Source organism: Bacteroides sp. CACC 737 (genome assembly GCF_013874375.1).
GTDB classification, from domain to species: Bacteria; Bacteroidota; Bacteroidia; order Bacteroidales; family Bacteroidaceae; genus Bacteroides; species Bacteroides uniformis.
Genome location: NZ_CP059408.1, coordinates 3585933 through 3608933 on the forward strand (window position 1 = coordinate 3585933; position 23001 = coordinate 3608933).

The window sequence follows — 23001 nt, forward strand, 5'->3', positions numbered from 1 at the left end:
ATACGCTTCGCTCATTTCAAGAACATTATTGAGAAGTATCACTAAAAGTCGGAAAAATACAGCTATCGATAAATAGATAATAAAAGTTAAACATTCAAAGCCATTGAATCCGATTCTTCAATTTTAAAGAGTTCGCATTGATTTTCAGATTATGTTTGAAGATTCCGAGCATAAAATAAACATAGAAAATAGAATAAGTGCAGCATATTAATTGAATTAAATGGTTTGCCAATCATTAACACACCAATAATTTTGAAAAGATGTTTTTCACGAAACAATATATCCTTTTTTATTGTTTATTTGAAAAACAATATCATGTAATTATCAAATTTGATAATTTATTCTATGATATATATTATCATAAAGAATAAAATACTTATCTTTGCAGAAAGATAACGAATTGCATGAATATCTATACAGAAGATGAAGCACTAATTGAGTTATTGGAAGAGGGTTGCACCAATGACAAAAGATACAAGAGACTTCCTAAGGATGTAATCAAAGGTTATATAAAAGCATATAATCATTTAAAAGCAGCCACAAGAATAGAAGATTTATTCAGAATCGGAAGTCTGCATTATGAACGATTGAAAGGTGACTTAAAAGACTTTGAATCGGTTAGATGTACCGGACGTTGGAGATTAATATTTCAAAGTTCCACAATAGACGGTTCATTGATAATTACTGAAATAGAATTAATAGAAATATCCAACCATTATGGCGACTAAAATCAAATTAAACGATTGCGTACCTTGTATAGCCATTCATCCGGGTGAAATCATTAAGGATGAATTAGATGCAAGAGAAATGAAGCAAAAAGAATTGGCTTCACTTATGAGCATGCCTACTTCCGTACTCAATGATATTATAAAGGGACGTCGTGCTGTAACTCCTGAAGTTGCTGTTTTGCTACAGGAAATTTTAGGAATAGATGCTTCATATTGGTTATCATTACAAAATCAATATGATATAGACCAAGCAAATATAAATAAGAAAATAGTAGAACGAAAAAAGAATATTGAGATATGGAAAGTAATTTCTCAATATTGTTCTGTCAAATATTTCGAGAAATTAAATGTTATTGGAACGAAAATATCAGAAAACATAAAAATAATATATTCAATTTTCGGCGTAACTTCAGTTGAAGAACTAATAGCTTCGTTTTCTTCAGAAAAGGAACTTTCTTATTTTAAGAAATCTGAATGTTTAAAGAGCGACCCAATTAACATTTTCTCATGGAAACATTTTGCTTTCTATCAAAGTTCACAAATGCCGGATGTTGCCGATTTTGATGAAAACAGTTTAGAAAGACTTGTGCAGGAATTGAATCAAATGTTTGTTGTAAACATAAACACTATTGATAAGACAAAAGAAATTCTGTCACGATATGGAATTAAATTTATTATAGTGTCTAAATTCGACAAAACACCGATTGATGGATTTTCTTTTTGGCAAGGAAAAAATCCGACCATTGTATTAACATTACGATTAAACAAAATCGATAATTATGCTTTCGCTTTATTGCATGAGATATACCATGTTTATATGCATCTTATTAACAATAGAGAACAGAAATACATTGCCATAGAAGGAGCTGAAATAAATAAATGCGAGGAAGAAGCAAACAAATTCGCCAAGTGCTCTTTAATTGGTAAAGACTTATGGAATACATTCCTCAAGCAACATTCCATGATTTCTCCACATGCAATGCAAATGAAAATAAAACAATTTGCTCATCAACATAATATCAATGAGGCTATTGTTTTAGGATTTTATCAGCATGATATTAATTTGTATTCTATTAAAAGCTCAATATCAAGAGAGATAAAATAGAATATTCAAATACATTTAGTATATTTGCAATTAATATGACCTCCCACGCTTCCCATTTGAATAGCGCACCCGGGGAGGTCTTCGAGTTTTATATAAGATGACAAGCTTCCTATTATTGATATAACCCAATATTACCGTACAAATCTAATTGCACACAATTTGCACACATCTTAGGAAAATAGAAGAAAACAAGAAATATTATTTGAAAAGGAAATATTATCTTTGGGCTTGGAAATCAAGATGTATGGATATGAAAAGATATAAAATGCAAATCGCTGAAAATCAAATATTTGCGACTCATAATCTGGAGATCCCTGGTTCAAGCCCAGGCTGGTCCACAAACAAGAGGCTCATTCTTAATAGAATAGAGCCTCTTTTAATTTTTGGACTCCGCTATACAAGCCCGGTATTTGTGTAATAAAACAACCTTCATCATGAAATACGGAGTATCTCCAAATACACTGCTCATAACTGCCGGAACCATATGGTCATTGGCAGGAGTCAATATTCTGCGTATAGGCCTGACCTGCTGGATAGATGACGGACATTATTGGCTATTCAAAGTCTGCGAAGCCAGCCTGGTATTCCTGCTATTCTTCGGCATCATTTTCCATAGGCTATACAAGAAACATACTCTCCGTATCTCACAGAAGAAAGGGAAGCACTGCCCCTTTTCCTTTTTCGACGTAAAAGGATGGATTGTCATGATAGGCATGATTGCAATGGGAATTGTAATACGTACCTGCCACCTTCTGCCCGACTCCTTCATCGCAGTGTTCTATACCGGACTTTCTCTCGCACTTCTCGGCACCGGACTACGCTTCATCTGGTATTGGTGGAGGAACAGATAACTCCGGATTCACCGATTCCCATCCGGCATTCATCGGTTTTTCTGCCGGCAATCACCCGGAAAGTATTTGGCAGCATGCAAGTTAGCCCTATCTTTGGACCATCAATCATAAAACCAGAAACAATGGAAGAAAAACAAAAATTCCCATCCCATGCAGGCTCCGGCAAAGTGCTGACCGCCTCGCTCTTTATCCTTTCAGGCCTATTGCTATTCGCACGCAATATGGGTATCATCACCAAAGAATGGTTCAATATGCTGGTTGCCTGGCACTCCTTATTTATAATAGCAGGTATCTATACCATGATACGCAAGCACTATCTGTCAGGAGGTGTCCTATTGCTGGCGGGACTCTACCTCTTGGGAAGCAAACTCATGCTATCCCCCGGCAATTTCCAAGCCATGCTGTGGCTCTTGGCCCTTATCCTCATCGGCATTTTCTTTCTCAGACATCACCATAGGAGAAACTGGACACACCAAAGGACAGTGCATCGCCGTGCCAAGATGGTACAACGGATGATGAACAAGAGAATGGGAGAGCAAGAGGAACAACAATGCCAGTCTGACGACGGATTCCTCTGCTCCAACAACTCCCTGAGTGCCGTACGCCACGTCGTACTCGACGAGCTTTTCAAGGGAGCGAACATACACACCTACTTCGGCGGTACTACCATCGACCTGCGCCACACGAACATAGCACCCGGAGAAACCTATATAGACTTGGACTGCAGTTGGGGAGGAGTGGAACTGTACATACCCGCCGACTGGCAAGTACGCATAGAATGCAGTTGCTTTTGCGGCGGATGTGAAGACAAACGCTGGCAAGGCACACCTGCCAAACAAGAATGGTGCGTACTTGTGATACGCGGAAACATATCCTTCGGAGGTCTTGAAATAAAAGATTAAGCAATGGAAGCAGGTTTATTGTAGGCACCGTCTCCATGTATAGAACGAATGTCATCGTAGCATCGCCGGCATTCTCTTCTGGCTGGCTGGTAGCTTCATGATATGCAACATAATGGTAAGAATAGCCGGAATAGCATACATCCCCTTTGCCCCCACCATTCCTTTCCGCCTCTTGTTCGGTATTCTTGCCTGGATCGCTATCCTTTTGTGGTATCATCTGCAGATTGTGGCAGACACTTAAACAGAAGATTTCACCGCCCCCGAGGCAGAAAAGGCCGCTCCCCTGCCACAAGAAGAAAGTATTGACCGGATCACGGTAAAAGACGGCTCCCGAATTCACATCATCAAAGTGGAAGACCTATTATACATCCAGGCTTGTGGGGACTACACAACCCTGGTGACACCCGACGGAGAGTACATCAAGGAACAGACCATGAAATACTTCGAGACCCATTTGCCAGCAGATAACTTTGTCCAAAATTATTTATTCCTTTACTTTGCTATGATGAAACATCTGTATTACATACTTATGTTTACTTTCCTCTGTCTGGGTTTGACTGCCATCTCCCAGGAGGAACAGCCAAACTCACGGAATACTGCCGGGAGTCCGGCCTCCGAATGCTCTTTTACCGCCTACACACAATGTGCATCGTACACAGTCACCCACCGTTCACTTTTCAATGACGAAAATACCGACTGCTGGACCAACGAAGCGTTGTGTCCGAACAGTCTATACACACATAACCACGCCTCTCCGAAATTCTTGAAGATGAGAATTCTGAAACTAGCCGGGCAACTGGAGCATCTGCTTTCCAGCCATCTGTCTGCCGGAGAGAGCGCCAACCTTTCATTCAATCCCAATGCTCTCCGCTATTCCTGCGGATACTATATCTATGCACTGCTGCATATCCTGATTTAGACTTTATCGGACTTATTGCAAACCATTACCGGAGGTGTACTGCATGTACATCTTTCGCTTTTTTATTATCCATTTCATCACATTAATATCATAACTATGTCCGATTTATTCCTCCCCACCCTTGAGATGATGGGGCTCACTTTTGCAATCGGTTTCTTTGTGGCATTCATCATCAAACTGATAGCCAGCGCAGCCGATTCACTCGATTTCTACAGTTCCCACCAGCAGGAGTTACTCCGCCTGCGCCGCATAAAGAAGTTCCGCCAGAAGATGGAACTGATGCTACACACCCCCTCCATGCACGGAAACATCTTCGGCAACGACACGCGCGAAGACTACAGCCGGGGGGTGGACCGTGAAAACGAAAAGCCTCGAGGCTATTACCACGGAGTAAGCCACGGTGTCTCCAAAAGAAACCTGGTAGACTACTTCTACCCAGAAGATACCCTTATGATGTATCTGGAAGATGCCATCAACCACCGTGACAACAAGAACAAGACTAAAAAGAACAACGACACCAAAAACAAAGACTAATTATGGAGAATATAGATTTTGCAACCTTGTTCCAAGGATTCGGAACAATGATGGAAAGCGGCTGGCTACTCTCCTCTGCCCGTGTATTTCTAATAGCCCTGGGCCTGCTGCTCATATACCTGGGATGGAAAGGCGTACTGGAGCCGATGGTCATGATTCCCATGGGACTGGGTATGGTCGCCATCAATTGCGGCACCCTTTTCATGCCCAACGGTACATTGGGGAATCTCTTTCTGGACCCGATGCTTTCGGATACGGACGACTTGATGAATACCATGCAGATAGACTTCCTGCAACCGGTCTACACCTTGACCTTCAGCAACGGATTGATTGCATGCTTCGTATTTATGGGTATCGGCACCCTGCTCGACGTGGGCTTCCTGCTGCAGAAACCGTTTGCCAGCATATTCCTTGCCCTATGTGCCGAATTGGGAACTTTCTTGACTGTACCCATCGCATCTGCATTGGGACTGTCCTTGAAAGAAAGCGCTTCCGTAGCCATGGTAGGAGGTGCGGACGGGCCGATGGTGCTTTTCACTTCCCTAGCCCTGGCCAAACATCTGTTTGTACCCATCACGGTAGTGGCCTATCTCTATCTGGGACTGACGTATGGCGGTTACCCCTATCTGGTGAAGCTGCTGGTGCCGAAACGCCTGCGCGCCATCAAGATGACGAGCAAGAAGCCGCCCAAAAACTATGATGCCAAAGTAAAACTGGCTTTCTCGGCTATATTGTGTGCTGTACTGTGTTTTCTGTTCCCGGTTGCCTCACCGCTGTTCTTCTCCTTATTCCTCGGAGTGGCAGTACGCGAATCGGGGATGAAGCATATCTACGATTTTGTAAGTGGTCCGCTGTTGTATGGTTCTACTTTCATGCTCGGCCTGTTGTTAGGCGTACTTTGCGACGCACATCTGCTGCTCGACCCTAAAATTCTTAAATTGTTGGTATTGGGTATGGGCGCACTGCTGCTCTCCGGTATCGGCGGAATCATTGGAGGGTACATCATGTACTTCATCAAGCGGGGCAATTACAATCCGGTCATCGGAATTGCAGCCGTGAGCTGCGTGCCTACTACGGCGAAGGTTGCCCAGAAGATAGTAAGCAAGGACAACCCCAATTCCTTCATCTTGGGAGATGCCCTGGGTGCTAATATTTCAGGAGTAATCACTTCGGCCATCATTACGGGTATCTATATTACTATAATTCCCTATCTGTAGCCTGCGTAGTGGGTTTAGGTGACGGAAAGAGGTTATGGCAATCACAATCTCTTTCTTTTTATGATACATGGGGCAAGCTGTTGCATTTCAGATAAAATCCTTTACCTTTGCCGGCAAACACATTTATCAAGATATCAGGATGAAGAAAGTACTTAAATTGGCCGGAGGATTCATGGTCGGGGCATGCATCGGCTTTGTAGGAATAATAGGTATAAGAGTCCTGGTTTGGGGAGACTCGTTCGACGGTTTACACAGCAAGTTTGCCGAAACCGGCATGCTGGAGACAGTAGGAGTTTCCTTGTTAGCCATACTGATTCTGCTATTCTCCATCTTCCTGCAAGTACTTCTGCACGAAGGCGGGCATCTTGTCTGCGGACTGGCAACCGACTACCGCTTCGTCTCCTTCCGCATCTTCAACCTTACCTTCATACGGAAAGACGGGAAATTATGCATCAAGCGTTTCAGCCTTGCCGGAACGGGAGGCCAATGCCTGCTTACCCCACCCGAAAGGACTCTTGAAGATATCCCGACCACCTTGTACAACCTGGGTGGAGTGCTTGCCAACCTGCTGACCGCCATCCTTGCCTTCCTCCCCCTGCTGACCGTAGACGGGCTGCCTTACCTGCTGAAATTCTTCCTTCTGATTCTTTCTCTAATTGGCATTCTCCTTGCAGGGATGAACGGCATCCCCATGAAGATGGGCGGCATCGGCAATGATGCCGACAACATGCGCCTGCTTCTCAAGGACAGCAAGAGCAAGCAGGCACTGGTCACCCAGCTGCGCATCAACGCACTGGTGCAAGAGGGCATGCGTCCTAAGGACATGCCTGCCGAATGGTTCAGCCAAACGGAAGACATCAACTACAAAGATGCCCTGCAGGTCACCATAGCCTTGATGAGCGCCTCACGCCTGCTCGACTGCGAAAAATGGGAAGCCGCCTACAATGCATTCGAGAAAATAATGAGTCACCGGCACGAAGTCATCGGACTTTTGATAAAGGAAAACGCTTGCGAGCTGCTCTTCACCGCACTGGTGACAAAGAGGACCGCACGGGCAAAAGAATTATATACCGATGAGCTGGATACCTACATCCGGCAATACAAGGATGTGACCTCTTCCAAACAGCGGTTGCTCTGCGCCCTGGCGCTCTACCGGGACAAGGACACAGCAAAGGCAAAGGAGATTTACGAAGCCACCTGCCAACGGAAAAACAAATACCTGATGCAGGGAGAAGTACATTCGGACATAGCCTTGATGAAATCAATCCTTACCGCCAAGAACGCCTTGTAAGATGGAACGATATTTCTTTTACTCGTTATATCTGCTGCTTGGCTGCTCACTATACGGTTGTAGCGGAAAACAAGCGCCAAAGCAGATACAAAACCCGGGTACGGAAGCCACCATCCCGTACGCCGACACCGTAGCGGCATCCGTCCCTCCGGCTCCAGCCAAAAGCCTGACAGCCCGCTACCTGGACTCCCTCGGTTTCGTCAACATCGCCGAAGCGGACAGCAGCATCGCCATCGACTTGATGTACACCCGTGCCGACAATTTCACCGGAACCCTATTGTACGAAGACCTGAAAGAAGCCTACCTGCACCCCGATGCCATGAAAAGCCTGAAGCAGGCACAACGCCTGCTGAAAGAGCGGCGCCCCGGCTACAGCCTCATCGTCTACGACGCAGCACGCCCCTTGTCCGTACAGCAGAAGATGTGGGACGTAGTGAAAGGAACCTCCAAATACATCTATGTCTCCAACCCCTCGCGCGGCGGTGGCCTGCACAACTACGGACTGGCAGTGGACATCAGCATACTCGACGATAAAGGAACCCCTCTGCCCATGGGCACCCCGATAGACCATCTGGGCAAGGAAGCCCACATCACGGAAGAAGCCACGCTCGTGGCACAAGGCAAGCTGACGGAACAAGAACGTGAAAACCGCCTGCTGCTCCGGCAGGTAATGAAAGAAGCCGGATTCCGCCCGCTATCCAGCGAATGGTGGCACTTCAATCGCGTCGGCAGGCAGACGGCGAAGGAGCGATACCGGGTCATCCCTTAACTCTCACCCCCAGCTTGTCCGAAAACTTAATTTTGCTATCGCTTTGACGCAGATGACACGGATTTTAATCTTCTTAATCTGCGTAATCAGCGTCATCTGTGTCTGAAAAATAATCAGACAGAAAGCTACGAATTCATGCCTTACTTTGCCCTTTTTGAGATAACTTTGCATCAGAATAAATAAGCCAAGCCATGCCTTTATCCCAAGACACCCTCCGTTTCATTCGCGAGCATCGTCGCGACGACGTGCGCAGCCTTGCTTTGCAGGCACGCCGCTACCCTTCGGTAGACATGCCCGCTGCCATCACACAAATTTCCGGCTGGCAGGTTGCCAAAGAGAAAATACCCGCATGGGCGAAGAACGACGACATCCTCTACCCCGCCCACCTCTCATTGGAGCAATGCTCCTCCCAAGCAACGGCACAGTATAAAGCGGAGATCATAGCTAACCTGCTATGCACAGAACAAGAGCATCCCGCAAAGGACAGCGCCCCTGCACCAGCCGCCACTTTTACCGACCTCACCGGAGGTTTCGGCATCGACTGCTCCTTCCTCTCCTGCTGCTTCGGGCACGCCACTTACGTAGAGCGCCAGGAAGCCCTCTGCCAGATAGCCGCACACAACTTTCCTGCCCTCGGCCTAAATCACATCTCCGTCTGCCACGCAGACAGCGTCCACCATCTGCAAGAGATGGAACCCGTAGACTGCATATTCATAGACCCTGCCCGCCGCGACGGACACGGCGGAAAGACCATAGCCATCGGCGACTGCGAACCCGATGTAGCCACCCTGGAAGACCTGCTGCTCCGGAAGGCACGGCACGTACTGATAAAACTCTCCCCCATGCTCGACCTCACCCTTGCCATGAACGATTTGAAACATGTCCGCCAGGCACACATCGTCTCCGTAGGCAACGAATGCAAGGAGCTGCTGCTCTTGCTGGGACAAGGCGGAAGCCTGCCAACAGACGACGTCCCCATCCATTGCGTCAACTTCACCTCCGCCCCGGCTCCCCAAACCCTTGTCTTCACCCGCGGGCAAGAGAAAGAGTGTGCATGCCCCTACACTCCTCAACTGAAATCGTACCTCTACGAACCGAATGCCTCCGTGCTGAAAGCCGGAGCGTTCCGCAGCCTTTCCTTATTATATAAGGTTAAAAAGCTGCATCCCAACAGCCACCTCTACACTTCGGACAGCCTCCTTCCCGACTTCCCCGGCCGCAAGTTCCGAATCTCCTCCTCCTGCGGCTTCAGCAAGAAAGAAATGAAAGAGATGTTGGCTGCCGAGAAAAAGGCGAACCTCACCGTACGCAACTTTCCCGCCACCGTTGCCGAACTGCGCAAACGGCTGAAACTGGCCGAAGGGGGAGACTCTTATCTCTTTGCCACTACCCTGGCAGACGAAAAGAAGGTACTTATCCGCTGCCAGACTACCGGATAAGACACCAAACCCTATATCTTTCCTTGCACAAGATGTACATCTCATACTGTTCGAGATGTACATCTCATGCAGTCTGAGATGCGCATCTCGTGCATCCTTAGCATTAGTCTGCCAGACGACGACAAAAAGAGATAGCGCCGAAAGAGTACTACCTCCAAGAGCTTATGTAACTTCATTGTAACCGAATCGTTACCTGTTCTTCAACTCTCTGCAAAATCCGCGTAACGGCAACCTCCTACTTTTGCGGCAGATTATTAACAGATAATAACAATTATGAAACAGATCTTGAGAGCATTCTTATTCCTGCTCTTATTCACCGCCACCGGCAATACAGCCATGGCCGACGAAAAAGCAAATGTCACGAAACAAGGAACTGTACGCGGGCGTATCATTGACGCCACTAAACAGACTCTCCCGGGCGCTTCTATCTACATCGAGAAACTACACACTGGCGTGACGAGCGACGTCAACGGCTTCTACACTTTCTCTAACCTTGACCCGGGAACCTATACAGTAAAGGTGAGCTACGTGGGCTACTCGCCCGTAGAACTGAAAATCACCATCCCCGCAGGCCGCACACTGGAGAAAGACGTCGTGCTAAACGAAGGTGTGGAGTTGCAGGAAGTGGTGGTAGGCGGCGCCTTCCAGGGACAGCGCCGTGCCATCAACTCACAGAAAAACAACATGGGGATTACGAATGTAGTCTCTGCCGACCAGGTAGGCAAGTTCCCCGACTCCAACATCGGTGACGCCCTTAAACGCATCTCCGGCATCAACGTGCAGTACGACCAAGGCGAGGCACGCTTCGGGCAAGTGCGGGGCACGAGTGCCGACCTCAGCTCCGTCACCATCAACGGCAACCGCGTTCCCTCTGCCGAAGGCGATACGCGCAACGTACAGCTCGATCTCATTCCGGCAGATATGATTCAGACCATCGAAGTAAACAAGGTGGTCACTGCGGACATGGACGGCGACGCCATCGGCGGCAGCATCAACCTCGTCACCAAGAACTCCCCCTACAAGCGCACCATTGCCGCCACTGCCGGAACCGGCTACAACTGGGTGAGCGAAAAGGCGCAACTGAACCTCGGATTCACCTACGGCGACCGTTTCTTCAACGACAAACTCGGCCTGATTGTATCGGCCTCCTATCAGAACTCGCCTTCCGGCTCCTACGACACCGAATTCGTGTGGGAGCAGGACGATGACGGCAAGACGTACGTCAACGACTACCAAATCCGCCAATACTACGTCACCCGCGAACGCCAGAGCTACTCTGCCGCACTGGACTGGGACATCAACGCCAACCACAAACTGACCTTCAAAGGCATCTTCAACAACCGCAACGACTGGGAGAACCGCTACCGCACCACGCTGAAAGACCTTGATGCCGACGGCAACGCCACCGTACGCATACAGACCAAAGCCGGTACGCCGGACAACCGCAACGCCCGCCTGGAACGCCAGCGCACCATGGACTTTGCCCTCGGCGGCGAACACCTCTTCGGCTCACTCTCCATGGACTGGCACGCCAGCTATGCCAAAGCCAGCGAAGAACGTCCCAACGAACGCTACATCGACTTCCAACTGAAAAAGCAGAAGTTCGACATGGACCTGAGCGACGAACGCGAACCGTTTGCCAACCCCAAAGCAGGCTCTACCATGACGCTGAACGATGAATTCAGCCTGAAAGAGCTGACGGAACAGCAGGAAGACATCAAGGAGCAAGACCTGAAGTTCTCCGCCAACTTCAAACTTCCCTTCAAGAACGGCAACAAACTGAAATTCGGCGCAAAGGTGGTGCGCAAGACCAAGGATAAAGAAGTGGACTTCTACGAATACTCTCCTCTGGACGAGGATGCCTTCATGACAAACAGCCTGGCAAATACAGTGGACCAAACCAACAAGAACTTCATGCCCGACAACAAATACCAGGCAGGCATCTACGCTAGCAAGGAATACACCGGCTCTTTAGACTTGAACAACGCTTCCCTCTTTGAGAAAGAGCAGGTGCAGGAAGAACTTGCCGGTAACTTCGATGCCCGCGAAACCGTGACTTCCGGCTACCTCCGCTTCGACCAAAAACTGACAAAAGACGTGGAACTGATGACCGGACTCCGCATAGAGAACACCAACCTTGCCTATACGGGACGCACCTACGATGCCGACGAAGACCTCACCAGTAAGACCGACCGTCAGCGCAACAGCTACATCAACTTCCTGCCGTCGCTGCTCGCCAAGTGGAATGTAAACGATGACTTCAAAGTGCGCGGTTCGTTTACCCAAACCTTGTCACGCCCCAAATACTCGGCCCTCGTGCCCAGTGTGAATATCAAGCGTTCCGACAACGAAATCACCATCGGAAACCCGGAGCTGAAACCTACCGTCTCCTACAACTTCGACTTGAGTGCCGACTATTACTTCCGCAGCATCGGTCTGATAAGCGCCGGCATCTTCTACAAGAAGATAGACGACTTCATCGTAGACCAGGTGAGCACCAACTACGAATACCAGGGTAACACCTACACCCGCTTCACCCAACCCAAGAATGCGGGCAACGCCAACCTGGTAGGGGTAGAGTTATCCTACCAGCGCGACTTCAGCTTCATTACTCCCGCTCTGAAATGTGTAGGTTTCTACGGAACGTACACCTACACCCACTCCCGTGTGGAAGACTTCAACTTCGAAGGCCGCGAGAATGAGAAAGACTTGAGCATGCCAGGTTCTCCGGAGCATACCGCAAACGCTTCCCTATACTTTGAGAAAGGCGGCCTGAACCTGCGTCTGAGCTATAACTTCGCTTCCGACTTCATCGACGAAATGGGAGAAAGCACCTTCTACGACCGCTACTACGACAAAGTGAACTATATGGACGTAAACGCGAGCTATACCTTCGGAAAGAAATTCAAGACTACCTTCTACGCCGAAGCCAACAACCTGCTGAACCAGCCACTACGCTACTACCAGGGCACGAAAGACCGTACCATGCAGGCAGAATACTACGGCGTGAAAGTGAATGCAGGAGTGAAGATTAATTTTTAATGATGACTGATTATGAAGAAACTATTCCTTTTATTATTGGTTGCCCTACTCGGCAACGCGGCTATTGCCCAAATTACCGATTACTCCATCTTCGACAAGAAGTTCAACTTCTACGTAGCCAACGACCTCGGCCGCAACGGCTACTACGACCAGAAACCCATTGCCGAACTGATGGGACAGATGGCAGAGAACGGCGCAGACCCCGAATTCGTACTTGCCACCGGCGATGTACACCATTTTGAAGGTGTACGCAGTGTGAACGACCCTCTTTGGATGACCAACTACGAACTTATCTACAGCCATCCGGAGCTGATGATAGACTGGTTCCCCCTGCTGGGCAACCACGAATACCGCGGCAATACGCAAGCTGTGCTCGACTACAGTAACGTCAGCCGCCGCTGGACAATGCCTGCCCGTTATTATACCAAGACATTCGAGGATAAAGGCGCTACTATCCGCATCCTTTGGGTAGACACCGCCCCGATGATTGACAAATACCGCAATGAAAGCGATACCTATCCCGATGCCTGCAAGCAGGACTACCGGAAGCAACTTGCCTGGGTGGACTCCGTACTGAGCGCCGCCAAGGAAGACTGGGTTATCGTTGCCGGACACCATCCCATCTATGCCGAAACCCCGAAGGACGAGAGCGAACGCGCGGATATGCAGGCACGCCTCGATCCCATTCTGCGCAAGCACAAGGTGGATATGTACATCTGCGGGCACATCCACAACTTCCAGCATGTACGCGTGGCAGGCAGCGACATCGACTATATCACCAATTCCGCCGGTTCGCTCGCCCGCAAGGTGAAGCCCATCGAAGGAACCGTATTCTGCAGCCCCGAACCGGGTTTCTCCATTGTATCGGCCAGCAAAAAGACACTGGAACTGCGCATGATTGACAAGAAAGGAAATGTACTGCACACGGTGACGCGCAGCAAATAACCTACTAAACTCTTCGCGACAGAAAATCCGGAAATGTTGAAGAAAATACAGTCACACTGAAGAATACATCGAAAAGTTTTCAAAACAAAACAGAAAAGGATCTTGCAGGAGATAATAGATGAACTGTAATATTATCACCGAATACGAAAAAGCTTGTACTTGCGGGATAAAGGGAAATCATGATTTCCCTTTATCCCGCAAGTCATCCTTGGGTATGGTCGTCTCACTGCCGTCACGCGTAGCTATGTAGTGAGGAGACATGATTTCGATGCCTGCTTCGTTGAAAACATCCTGGATATTCTGATGCAAATCAGAGTAAATCTGGCTAAGGCTGTTGGCATCCCTGATATAGGCATTCACTTGATAAACCGGATAATAATCCTGAAGGGAAGTTTCCAATATAAACGGGCGGGGATCATCTATCACTCCAGGGGTATTCAATGCAGCCTCTATCAACAGCTGGTGTGTCTTCCGCCACGGAACATCGTAGCCAATACTGACCTCCGAATGGATAATCAATCCATACTCACGGGCAGACTGGCTGTAATTGACCGTATGGGAAGACATGATGAAAGAGTTCGGAATGGTCACCACCTCATTCTTCGGGGTACGGATGCGGGTGACAAGCGGCGTTTTCTCAATGATGTTGCCCGTAGTGTCGTTCAGCTTGATGCGGTCACCCAGCTTGAAAGGTCGCATGTAGGTTATGACCAGCCCTGCAATGATATTGCCGATAACTGTACTGGAGCCGAGCGAAACAATCAAGCCGACAAACACAGAGATTCCCTGGAAGACTCCCGACTTGGAACCCGGCAAATAAGGGTAAATCATGGCAATCATAAACGCATAAAGCAAGAAGCGCACAATGTGATAGGTAGGAATGGCCCAATCCGGATAGAAGCCGTTTATCTTCAGCCGTTCAGCCTGCACCTCATTGGCAAGATAGCGCACCAGTCTGACTAAATACTTCACCGCATAGCATATCACAAAGATAGTGAACAGATTGGGTATATAGTCGGTTATTCCATTCAGAATGACCTTTATAGGATTCCAGATGTAGGAGAATAATGTATAAGCCAAACTCTTGGTCTGAGGGAAAATGGAGAATAACAGTGGAACTGTCAGCAACAACTGCAACAGCATGACCACATAACGCACCAGATTGGCAGCAAACACCAGCAGGTTGACCTGCTTCTGCGTATCCAACAATTCATAATCCTGAATGGAGATCGGTTTCAGTTTGGTATCCTTCAGTTTCTGGATGCGTAGTTTGAGCTTTCTGAACAGCCAGTTAGTAAACTTGAATAGGAAGAATTGTCCTACAAGCACCAGGATAAAATACAAGATGCGTTTACCCAACTGCCACAAGCTATGCTCCTTCTGCATGGCTTTTAGTTTGTCCACCACGACATGCCTCTTGCTGGCGGCCAGCTGGTCGCGAGTACAGTTTTCCCACAAAGCATCCTGATCGGTAAAGGAAATGATGACCTTTTCGCCATACATCAAGTCCGTAACAATATCCGTACTCTCCAAATAAACAGAGTCCGGACGCAGACTGAAACGCGTGCCCAATGCTTCGATGACGCTACTTACATCCTTGGCCCGCTGCTGAGGCGTATGCCCTCCACGCTTGGCATATAGATAGAACAAGGTGTCCTTCTCTACCACCACCGGAATACCCGGCGTCACCGTCCGCAACGAATCAATGCGTTGTTTCTGCAATGCCAGTTTCACCGAATCGGCCGCATAGCCCGCCAACTTCATCTGCTCCATTTCCATCCGCAAATTCGCCTCGTTCAGCCGGGCTGTTTCCAACTCCCGCCGGACAAGCGACAACTGAATCGAATCGGAGTCGGTCCTTGCCACTGTGACACTCCCCACACTATCCTCCCCTAAAACACTGAGCACTTTATCTACCAGCTGAGCTGACACTCCGCCCGCCAGCATCAACAGCCAACTAAGACAGAAAGTACGGATAACCTTCATATATAAACTTCTTGATTTGATTCTTTAATTATGCAAGCATACCCAATAAATGCTCCAAACATACAGAATGTTTTTAACTTCCTATCCTAATCAACATAACTTTTTCATGCAAACATGAAAATTCTATATCCAGTTTGCATTATCTTTGTACTCAAAATTGACATACTTATGGATATATTGTTTCTTGTCGGAGGACTGCTCCTCATTCTTTTGGGTGCCAATGGCTTGACAGATGGTGCCGCATCCGTTGCCAAACGTTTCCATATACCGTCCATCGTCATCGGGCTCACCATTGTTGCCTTCGGTACTTCCGCACCGGAACTCACCGTCAGCATCTCCTCTGCTCTCAAAGGCAGTGTAGACATTGCCATTGGTAATGTGGTGGGAAGCAATACGTTCAATACCCTGATGATTGTGGGTTGTACAGCCCTTTTTGCCCCGATAGCCATCACCCGCAATACACTGAAACGCGAAATACCCCTTTGCATCCTTTCATCCTTCGTCCTGCTGATTTGTGCCAACGATGTCTTTCTGGACGGCGGTGGGGAGAACATACTCAGCATCACCGACGGCCTATTGCTGCTATGCTTCTTTGCCATTTTCCTGAGTTATACTTTTGCCATCGCAAAAAGGGATGGAAGTATGAAGGAACCGGAAAAAGAGCACTTGCAGGAAGAAGACGAAATCAGACTGTTACCCGCGTGGAAGTCTACCCTATACATTCTCGGCGGACTTACCGGCCTCATCATCGGAGGTAATTTCTTTGTAGACGGCGCCAGCGGCATAGCCCGCGGATTGGGTGTCAGCGAATCCATCATCGGCCTTACGCTCGTAGCAGGCGGCACATCACTGCCCGAACTTGCCACCTCCATCGTAGCCGCCTTGAAGAAAAACCCCGAAATAGCCATCGGAAACGTCATCGGAAGCAATCTCTTCAATATATTCTTTGTGCTGGGTTGTTCGGCCTCCATCACTCCACTGCGTCTGACGGGCATCACCAATTTCGATTTGTGGGTACTTGTTGGGGCCAGCCTCCTGCTTTGGCTGTTCGGTGTCTTTTTCGGGAAACGCATCATCACCCGGCTGGAAGGGAGCATTCTGATTCTCTGCTACATTGCCTACACAGCGGTACTGATATACAACCTCTAACAGCAAATTTACAGACACTCTACGCGGTATTTTAAAGATTATCACGTATCTTTAAATAAGGCAAGCTGCATCTCGGCATAAAAAATAAGCAAGCTTATTTTGTTCTACTCTCAGTTTGCATTACCTTTGCCACCTCAATATTGAACAACTATGGCAATTACAATCAAGAAAGTAACCACAAGACGGGAATTGAAACGCTTTATCCGTTTCAACTACCTGCTATACAAAAACAACCCTTATTCCGTCCCCGACCTTTTCGATGACATGCTCAACACCTTCAACAAGAAGAAAAACGCTGCATTTGAATTTTGTGAAGCCGACTATTTCCTGGCTTATCGGGAAGGTAAAATCGTAGGACGTGTAGCTGCCATCATCAACCACAAGGCAAACCAAACCTGGAACAAAAAGGAAGTCCGCTTCGGCTGGATAGACTTCATCGACGATGCGGAAGTCTCCGATGCCCTGATTCGCACCGTGGAAGAATGGGGAAAAGAACGGGGAATGACACATATACAAGGCCCGCTGGGATTCACAGACTTCGATGCCGAAGGTATGCTTATCGAAGGATTCGACCAGCTCAGCACCATGGCCACCATTTATAACTATCCCTACTATCCGCAACATATGGAGCGCATGGGATTTGAGAAGGATGCCGATTGGGTGGAGTACAAAATCTACATTCCGGATGCCATACCCGACAAGCACAAGCGCATCTCCGACCTCATCCAGCGCAAGTATAACCTCAAGATAAAGAAATACACATCGGCCAAGAAGATTGCCCAAGACTACGGTCAGGCCATCTTCGAACTGATGAACGAAGCCTATCAGCCCCTCTACGGTTATTCTGCACTGAGCCAACGGCAGATTGACCAATACGTCAAGATGTACCTGCCCATCCTCGACCTTCGCATGGTGACACTGATTACCGATGCCGATGACCAGCTGCTTGCCGTAGGCATTTCTATGCCATCCCTCGCCGAAGCGTTGCAAAAAGCCCACGGGCGCCTGCTTCCTATGGGTTGGTATCACCTGGCCAAGACCATCTTCTTGAAGAAATATCCCAAAATGCTCGACTTGCTGCTGGTTGCCGTAAAACCGGAATATCAGAACAAGGGCGTCAATGCACTGCTGTTCTCCGACCTTATCCCCGTCTATCAGCAACTTGGTTTCGAGTATGCCGAAAGTAATCCGGAGCTGGAATTGAACGGCAAAGTACAAGCGCAATGGGAGTACTTCAAGACGGAACAGCACAAACGGAGAAGATGCTTTGTGAAGGGAATAAAATAAATTCTAAATCCAGAATATAAGCTTGTCAGAAGTCCATAAAAGACATTATTTTTTTGCGAACCCCCGAATTTCTCATTACCTTTGTCGCAATGCGCAATATGAAGGAATAACGTACTTATGGAAGATAACAACAATATGACCCTGCCGCTGGAAGAAGCAGACAACAATATCACAGAGAGCCCCGTTTCCAGCGTAGAATATACCGACGACAACATCCGCCACCTGGACGACATGGAGCATATCCGTGTCCGTTCCGGTATGTACATAGGCCGTCTGGGCGACGGCTCACAGAACGACGACGGTATCTATGTGTTGCTGAAAGAAGTGATGGACAACAGCATCGACGAGTTCAAGATGGGTGCCGGAAAGCGTATAGAAGTGACTATAGAAGACGGCCTGCGCGTCAGCGTGCGCGACTATGGACGAGGCATCCCGCAAGGCAAACTGGTAGAGGCAGTCAGCAAACTGAATACCGGGGGTAAATATGACTCGAAGGCTTTCAAGAAAAGTGTCGGACTGAATGGCGTGGGCATCAAGGCGGTCAATGCGCTGAGTAGCCGTTTCGAGGTACGCAGCTACCGCGACGACAAAGTACGTACCGTCATCTTCGAGAAAGGAACGCTGTTGAGTGATGTGACCGAAGACTCGACAGAAGAAAACGGAACTTATATCTTCTTTGAACCGGACAACACGCTCTTCTACAACTATTCCTTCCAGAACCAGTTCGTAGAAACCCTGCTGCGCAACTACACCTACCTGAATACGGGCCTCACCTTCATTTACAACGGACAGCGCATCGTCTCCCGCCACGGGCTGGAGGACTTGCTGAAAGACAACATGACCAGCGAAGGCCTTTACGACATCATCCACTTGAAAGGAGAGGACATCGAGATTGCCTTCACACATACCAATCAATACGGTGAAGAGTACTACTCCTTTGTCAACGGGCAGCACACCACCCAAGGCGGTACACACCAGACTGCCTTAAAGGAACACATTGCCCGTACCATCAAGGAATTCTACAACAAGAACCAGGAGTATGCCGACATACGCAACGGACTGGTAGCCGCCATCGCCATCGACGTGGAAGAACCCATGTTCGAAAGCCAGACCAAAACGAAACTGGGCAGCAACAACATGTGGCCTGCCGCGCCGCAGGAGCACAAGCCCGCCGGCCCCACAGTAAACAAATACGTAGGAGACTTCATCAAGACGGAAGTGGACAATTACCTCCACAAGAACCCGCTTGTGGCCGAAGTGATGCTGCAAAAGATACAGGACTCCGAGAAAGAGCGCAAAGCCATTGCCGGCGTCAACAAGCTGGTACGCGAGCGCGCCAAGAAAGCCAACCTGCACAACCGCAAGCTGCGCGACTGCCGTTACCACTTGAGTGACGGTAAAGGCAAGGATCAGGAAACCGAATCCTGTATCTTCATTACCGAGGGAGACTCTGCCAGCGGCTCCATCACCAAGAGCCGTGACGTGAATACCCAAGCAGTATTCAGCCTGCGTGGTAAACCGCTAAATACCTACGGACTGACCAAGAAAGTAGTTTATGAAAACGAAGAATTCAACCTGCTCCAAGCAGCCTTGAATATAGAAGACGGCATAGAAACACTGCGCTACAACAAAGTCATCGTAGCCACCGATGCCGATGTGGACGGCATGCATATCCGCCTGCTGATTATCACCTTCTTCCTGCAGTTCTTCCCCGACCTGATAAAGAAGGGACATGTATACATCCTGCAAACTCCGCTCTTCCGCGTGCGCAACAAGAAGAAGACAAGCTATTGCTACACTGAGGAGGAACGTGTGAAAGCCATTGAAGAACTGGGTCCCAACCCCGAAATCACCCGATTCAAAGGTCTGGGAGAAATCTCGCCAGACGAGTTCAAGCATTTCATCGGCAAGGACATGCGTCTGGAGCAAGTGTCGCTGCGCAAGACAGACCTCGTAAAGGAACTGCTGGAATTCTACATGGGTAAGAATACCATGGAACGGCAAAACTTTATTATCAACAACTTGGTTATAGAAGAAGACTTGGCATCATGAGAAGAGCTATCTTTCCGGGAACATTCGACCCATTTACTATCGGACACTCCTCGGTAGTGAGCCGTGCACTAACTTTCATCGACGAAATCGTTATAGGAATCGGCATCAATGAAAACAAGAACACGTATTTCCCCCTGGAAAAGCGCGAACAGATGATACGGGACTACTACCGGAATGAGCCGCGCATCATTGTGCAGTCATACGATTGCCTGACCATCGACTTTGCCCGGCAGGTAGATGCCAGCCTAATTATACGCGGCATACGCACCGTCAAGGATTTCGAATATGAGGAAACCATTGCCGACATCAACCGCAAACTGACCGGCATAGAAACCATCCTGCTCTTCACCGAGCCGGAACTTACCTGCGTCAGCTCCACCACTGTGCGCGAACTACTGCAATACGGCAAGGACATCAGCATGTTCATACCGGAAGGAATGGAGATTAGGGATTAAGGATTAGGAATTAAAATGGAGATGATGAAGAAACTATTTACTATTATAATATGTATATGCGCGATGACGGCGCAAGCGCAAAAGCCGAATAATGAAGCCCTGCGCAAACTACAGATGGCAGAGTTTGCCATCACCAACCTCTATGTGGACAAGGTGGATGAAGACAAGCTGGTGGAAGAAGCCATCATCAAGATGCTGGCACAACTCGACCCGCACTCCACCTACAACAATGCCGAAGAAGTAAAGAAAATGAACGAGCCGTTACAAGGCAATTTCGAGGGCATCGGTGTACAATTTCAGATGATAGAAGATACCCTGCTTGTGATACAACCCGTCAGCAACGGTCCTTCCGAGAAAGTGGGTATCCTTGCCGGTGACCGTATCGTAGCCGTCAACGACAGTGCCATTGCCGGAGTAAAAATGAGCACGGAAGATATTATGAGCCGCCTGCGCGGACCGAAAGACTCGGAAGTGAAACTGACCATCGTACGCCGTGGCGTGGAAGACCAGCTGTACTTCAACGTAAAACGTGACAAAATTCCCATCCTCAGTCTGGATGCCTCTTACATGATACAACCCAAAATTGGCTATATACGCATCAACCGCTTTGGAGCAACCACTGCTGAAGAATTTGCAGAAGCCCTGAAAAGCCTGCAGAAAAAGGGGATGAAAGACCTAATCCTCGACCTGCAAGGAAACGGAGGAGGGTATCTGAATGCCGCCATCGACCTTGCCAACGAGTTTCTCAAGCAAAAAGAACTCATTGTCTACACCGAAGGAAGGGCTTCGCGCCGCAGTGATTTCTTTGCCAAAGGTACGGGCAACTTCAAGAACGGACGCCTCATCGTATTGGTGGACGAGTACTCCGCTTCTGCCAGCGAAATCGTGACCGGGGCCATTCAGGACTGGGACAGAGGTGTGATAGTAGGGCGCCGCACATTCGGTAAGGGACTGGTACAGCGTCCTATCGACCTGCCGGACGGTTCCATGATTCGTCTGACCATAGCCCGTTACTATACCCCTTCGGGGCGTTGCATCCAGAAGCCTTACGACAGTACCGCCAACCTCGATGGTCGTCTGAGTGGAGAAAACAGTCAGGATAAATATAATCAGGAACTGATAGACCGCTTCAATCATGGAGAAATGATTCATGCGGACAGTATCCATTTTGCCGACTCCCTGAAAGTGCAGACCAAACGTATGGGGCGTACCGTTTACGGAGGTGGAGGTATCATGCCCGACTTTTTCGTCCCCATCGACACTACCCAGTACACAGACTATCACCGCAATCTCGTAGCCAAAGGCGTGGTTATCAAAGCCACTACCGGCTACATCGAGAAACACCGGAAGGAGCTGCAGAACAAATACAAGAAATTTGAAGCCTTCAACGAGAAATTCGAGATAGACGATAACTTCCTTGCCGAAATACGTGCGCTTGCCGACAAGGAGAAAATCAAGTTTGACGAGAAACAGTACCACCAATCCCTACCGCTCATCAAGACACAACTCAAAGCCTTGATTGCCCGTGACCTATGGGACATGAACGAATACTTCCAGGTGATGAACAATACGAACCAGAGCGTACAGCAAGCTCTAAAAGTGTTGAATGACGACATTTACAGTACCATTATTCAATAGCCGGCTTGAAACCGACATTAGGCGCGGATTATGCGGAATACGTAAACTAAATCCGCGTAATCCGCGCCTAAAATTATTCTCCAAACAGCCATTTATTCAACCACTTGTTGACATAGATATTGACCACAGCACATCCTGCACCGATTGCAGCCCCCGCCAATACATCCGACGGATAATGCACTCCCTCGTTCATACGGGAAACTCCCACGGAACAAGCCCACAAGGCAGACGGAGCTATCACATACCATTTAGGATACTTCACACTGAGCGAGGTGGCAAGGGCAAAAGCCGTTGCCGTATGCCCGGAAGGAAAAGACGGGCTGCCTTCATGACTATATGCATGTACTCTGTCGGGATATTTATCATAAGGACGTTCACGACCCACCAGATACTTCATTCCATAAGTCACAACAAAAGCCCCCGCCACACTTGTACCTACGTAGACCGCATCTTTCAGCAAACCCTTATCATGTTTTATCCAAGCGGCAACGGCCATCGCCACCGGAACACCGACAGCAATATAGGGCTCCGAACGTGAAATTATCTTATTATAGTTACGGACAAACTTGCCATCCCAACTGTTAACCCGGTGCAAAGTGTTGATATCCCAATTCTGTGCCGAAAGACCGGATACAACAAGGCAGATAAAATATACAAAAAAAACAGCCTTTTTCATAAGTCCTTTATACTAG

18 protein-coding genes and 1 pseudogene are annotated in these 23001 nt (G+C 48.2%); 17 read left to right on the forward strand and 2 right to left on the reverse strand.

Features of this window, described 5'->3' with window-relative positions; all coding sequences use genetic code 11:
- Positions 1-404: 404 nt before the first annotated feature.
- The 12 genes and pseudogenes from H1A11_RS15075 to H1A11_RS15135 all read left to right on the forward strand — a co-directional run bounded on the left by H1A11_RS15075 (position 405) and on the right by H1A11_RS15135 (position 13742).
- Positions 405-728, forward strand: a complete 324-nt coding sequence (locus H1A11_RS15075) for a type II toxin-antitoxin system RelE/ParE family toxin (RefSeq protein ID WP_005798232.1) — start codon at positions 405-407, stop codon at positions 726-728.
- On the forward strand, positions 718-1833 hold the full coding sequence (locus H1A11_RS15080) for a HigA family addiction module antitoxin (protein ID WP_025076463.1): 1116 nt from the start codon (positions 718-720) through the stop codon (positions 1831-1833). The genes H1A11_RS15075 and H1A11_RS15080 overlap by 11 nt, the downstream gene beginning before the upstream one ends.
- Positions 1834-2267: 434 nt before the next feature.
- Positions 2268-2684, forward strand: a complete 417-nt coding sequence (locus tag H1A11_RS15085) for a hypothetical protein (RefSeq protein WP_005834337.1) — start codon at positions 2268-2270, stop codon at positions 2682-2684.
- A gap of 122 nt (positions 2685-2806) precedes the next feature.
- Positions 2807-3586 carry a LiaF domain-containing protein gene (locus tag H1A11_RS15090; protein WP_181757388.1) on the forward strand — a complete coding sequence of 260 codons (780 nt, stop codon included), beginning with the start codon at positions 2807-2809 and terminating at the stop codon, positions 3584-3586.
- A gap of 14 nt (positions 3587-3600) precedes the next feature.
- A pseudogene (locus H1A11_RS19225) lies at positions 3601-4064 on the forward strand (LytR/AlgR family response regulator transcription factor); the annotation flags it as partial.
- Positions 4065-4601: 537 nt separating this feature from the next.
- Entirely contained in the window at positions 4602-5039 is a 438-nt protein-coding gene (locus H1A11_RS15105) for a LapA family protein (protein WP_181757389.1), read from the forward strand.
- A 2-nt stretch (positions 5040-5041) separates the two neighbouring features.
- A complete protein-coding gene (locus H1A11_RS15110) occupies positions 5042-6256 on the forward strand; it encodes a sodium ion-translocating decarboxylase subunit beta (protein ID WP_181757390.1) in 1215 nt (404 codons plus the stop codon).
- Between the two features lie 139 nt (positions 6257-6395).
- Positions 6396-7547, forward strand: a complete 1152-nt coding sequence (locus H1A11_RS15115) for a hypothetical protein (RefSeq protein ID WP_255461460.1) — start codon at positions 6396-6398, stop codon at positions 7545-7547.
- Position 7548: 1 nt separating this feature from the next.
- Positions 7549-8316 (forward strand): M15 family metallopeptidase, encoded by a 768-nt coding sequence (locus H1A11_RS15120; protein ID WP_138346086.1) that lies wholly within the window; start codon positions 7549-7551, stop codon positions 8314-8316.
- A 191-nt stretch (positions 8317-8507) separates the two neighbouring features.
- Positions 8508-9755 (forward strand): class I SAM-dependent methyltransferase, encoded by a 1248-nt coding sequence (locus H1A11_RS15125; RefSeq protein WP_181757392.1) that lies wholly within the window; start codon positions 8508-8510, stop codon positions 9753-9755.
- 273 nt (positions 9756-10028) lie between these two features.
- Complete coding sequence (locus H1A11_RS15130; protein WP_181757393.1) at positions 10029-12797, forward strand: TonB-dependent receptor; 2769 nt, start codon at positions 10029-10031, stop codon at positions 12795-12797.
- 12 nt (positions 12798-12809) lie between these two features.
- The gene (locus tag H1A11_RS15135) at positions 12810-13742 is read left to right on the forward strand and encodes a metallophosphoesterase (protein WP_165491369.1); all 933 of its coding nucleotides are present in this window, start codon (positions 12810-12812) and stop codon (positions 13740-13742) included.
- Positions 13743-13919: 177 nt separating this feature from the next.
- On the opposite strand, the gene H1A11_RS15140 is transcribed toward H1A11_RS15135, so the two are convergent.
- On the reverse strand, positions 13920-15728 hold the full coding sequence (locus H1A11_RS15140; RefSeq protein WP_117964966.1) for a mechanosensitive ion channel family protein: 1809 nt from the start codon (positions 15726-15728) through the stop codon (positions 13920-13922).
- Positions 15729-15896: 168 nt separating this feature from the next.
- On the opposite strand from H1A11_RS15140, the gene H1A11_RS15145 reads away from it, so the two are divergent.
- From H1A11_RS15145 to H1A11_RS15165, 5 genes are all read left to right on the forward strand, one after another.
- Positions 15897-16877, forward strand: coding sequence for a calcium/sodium antiporter (locus H1A11_RS15145; RefSeq protein ID WP_117964968.1), 981 nt, complete (start codon positions 15897-15899; stop codon positions 16875-16877).
- Between the two features lie 150 nt (positions 16878-17027).
- Entirely contained in the window at positions 17028-18164 is a 1137-nt protein-coding gene (locus H1A11_RS15150) for an N-acetyltransferase (RefSeq protein WP_117964970.1), read from the forward strand.
- 117 nt (positions 18165-18281) lie between these two features.
- Entirely contained in the window at positions 18282-20216 is a 1935-nt protein-coding gene (locus tag H1A11_RS15155; RefSeq protein ID WP_370528673.1) for a DNA topoisomerase IV subunit B, read from the forward strand.
- A complete protein-coding gene (gene coaD / locus H1A11_RS15160) occupies positions 20213-20671 on the forward strand; it encodes a pantetheine-phosphate adenylyltransferase (protein WP_005830918.1) in 459 nt (152 codons plus the stop codon). The genes H1A11_RS15155 and coaD overlap by 4 nt, the downstream gene beginning before the upstream one ends.
- A 24-nt stretch (positions 20672-20695) precedes the next feature.
- Positions 20696-22309: a S41 family peptidase gene (locus tag H1A11_RS15165; protein ID WP_171030461.1), complete on the forward strand. Its 1614-nt coding sequence runs from the start codon at positions 20696-20698 to the stop codon at positions 22307-22309.
- A 73-nt stretch (positions 22310-22382) separates the two neighbouring features.
- Here H1A11_RS15165 and H1A11_RS15170 read toward each other — a convergent pair whose 3' ends face one another.
- On the reverse strand, positions 22383-22985 hold the full coding sequence (locus H1A11_RS15170; protein WP_117601081.1) for a phosphatase PAP2 family protein: 603 nt from the start codon (positions 22983-22985) through the stop codon (positions 22383-22385).
- Positions 22986-23001: the final 16 nt, after the last annotated feature.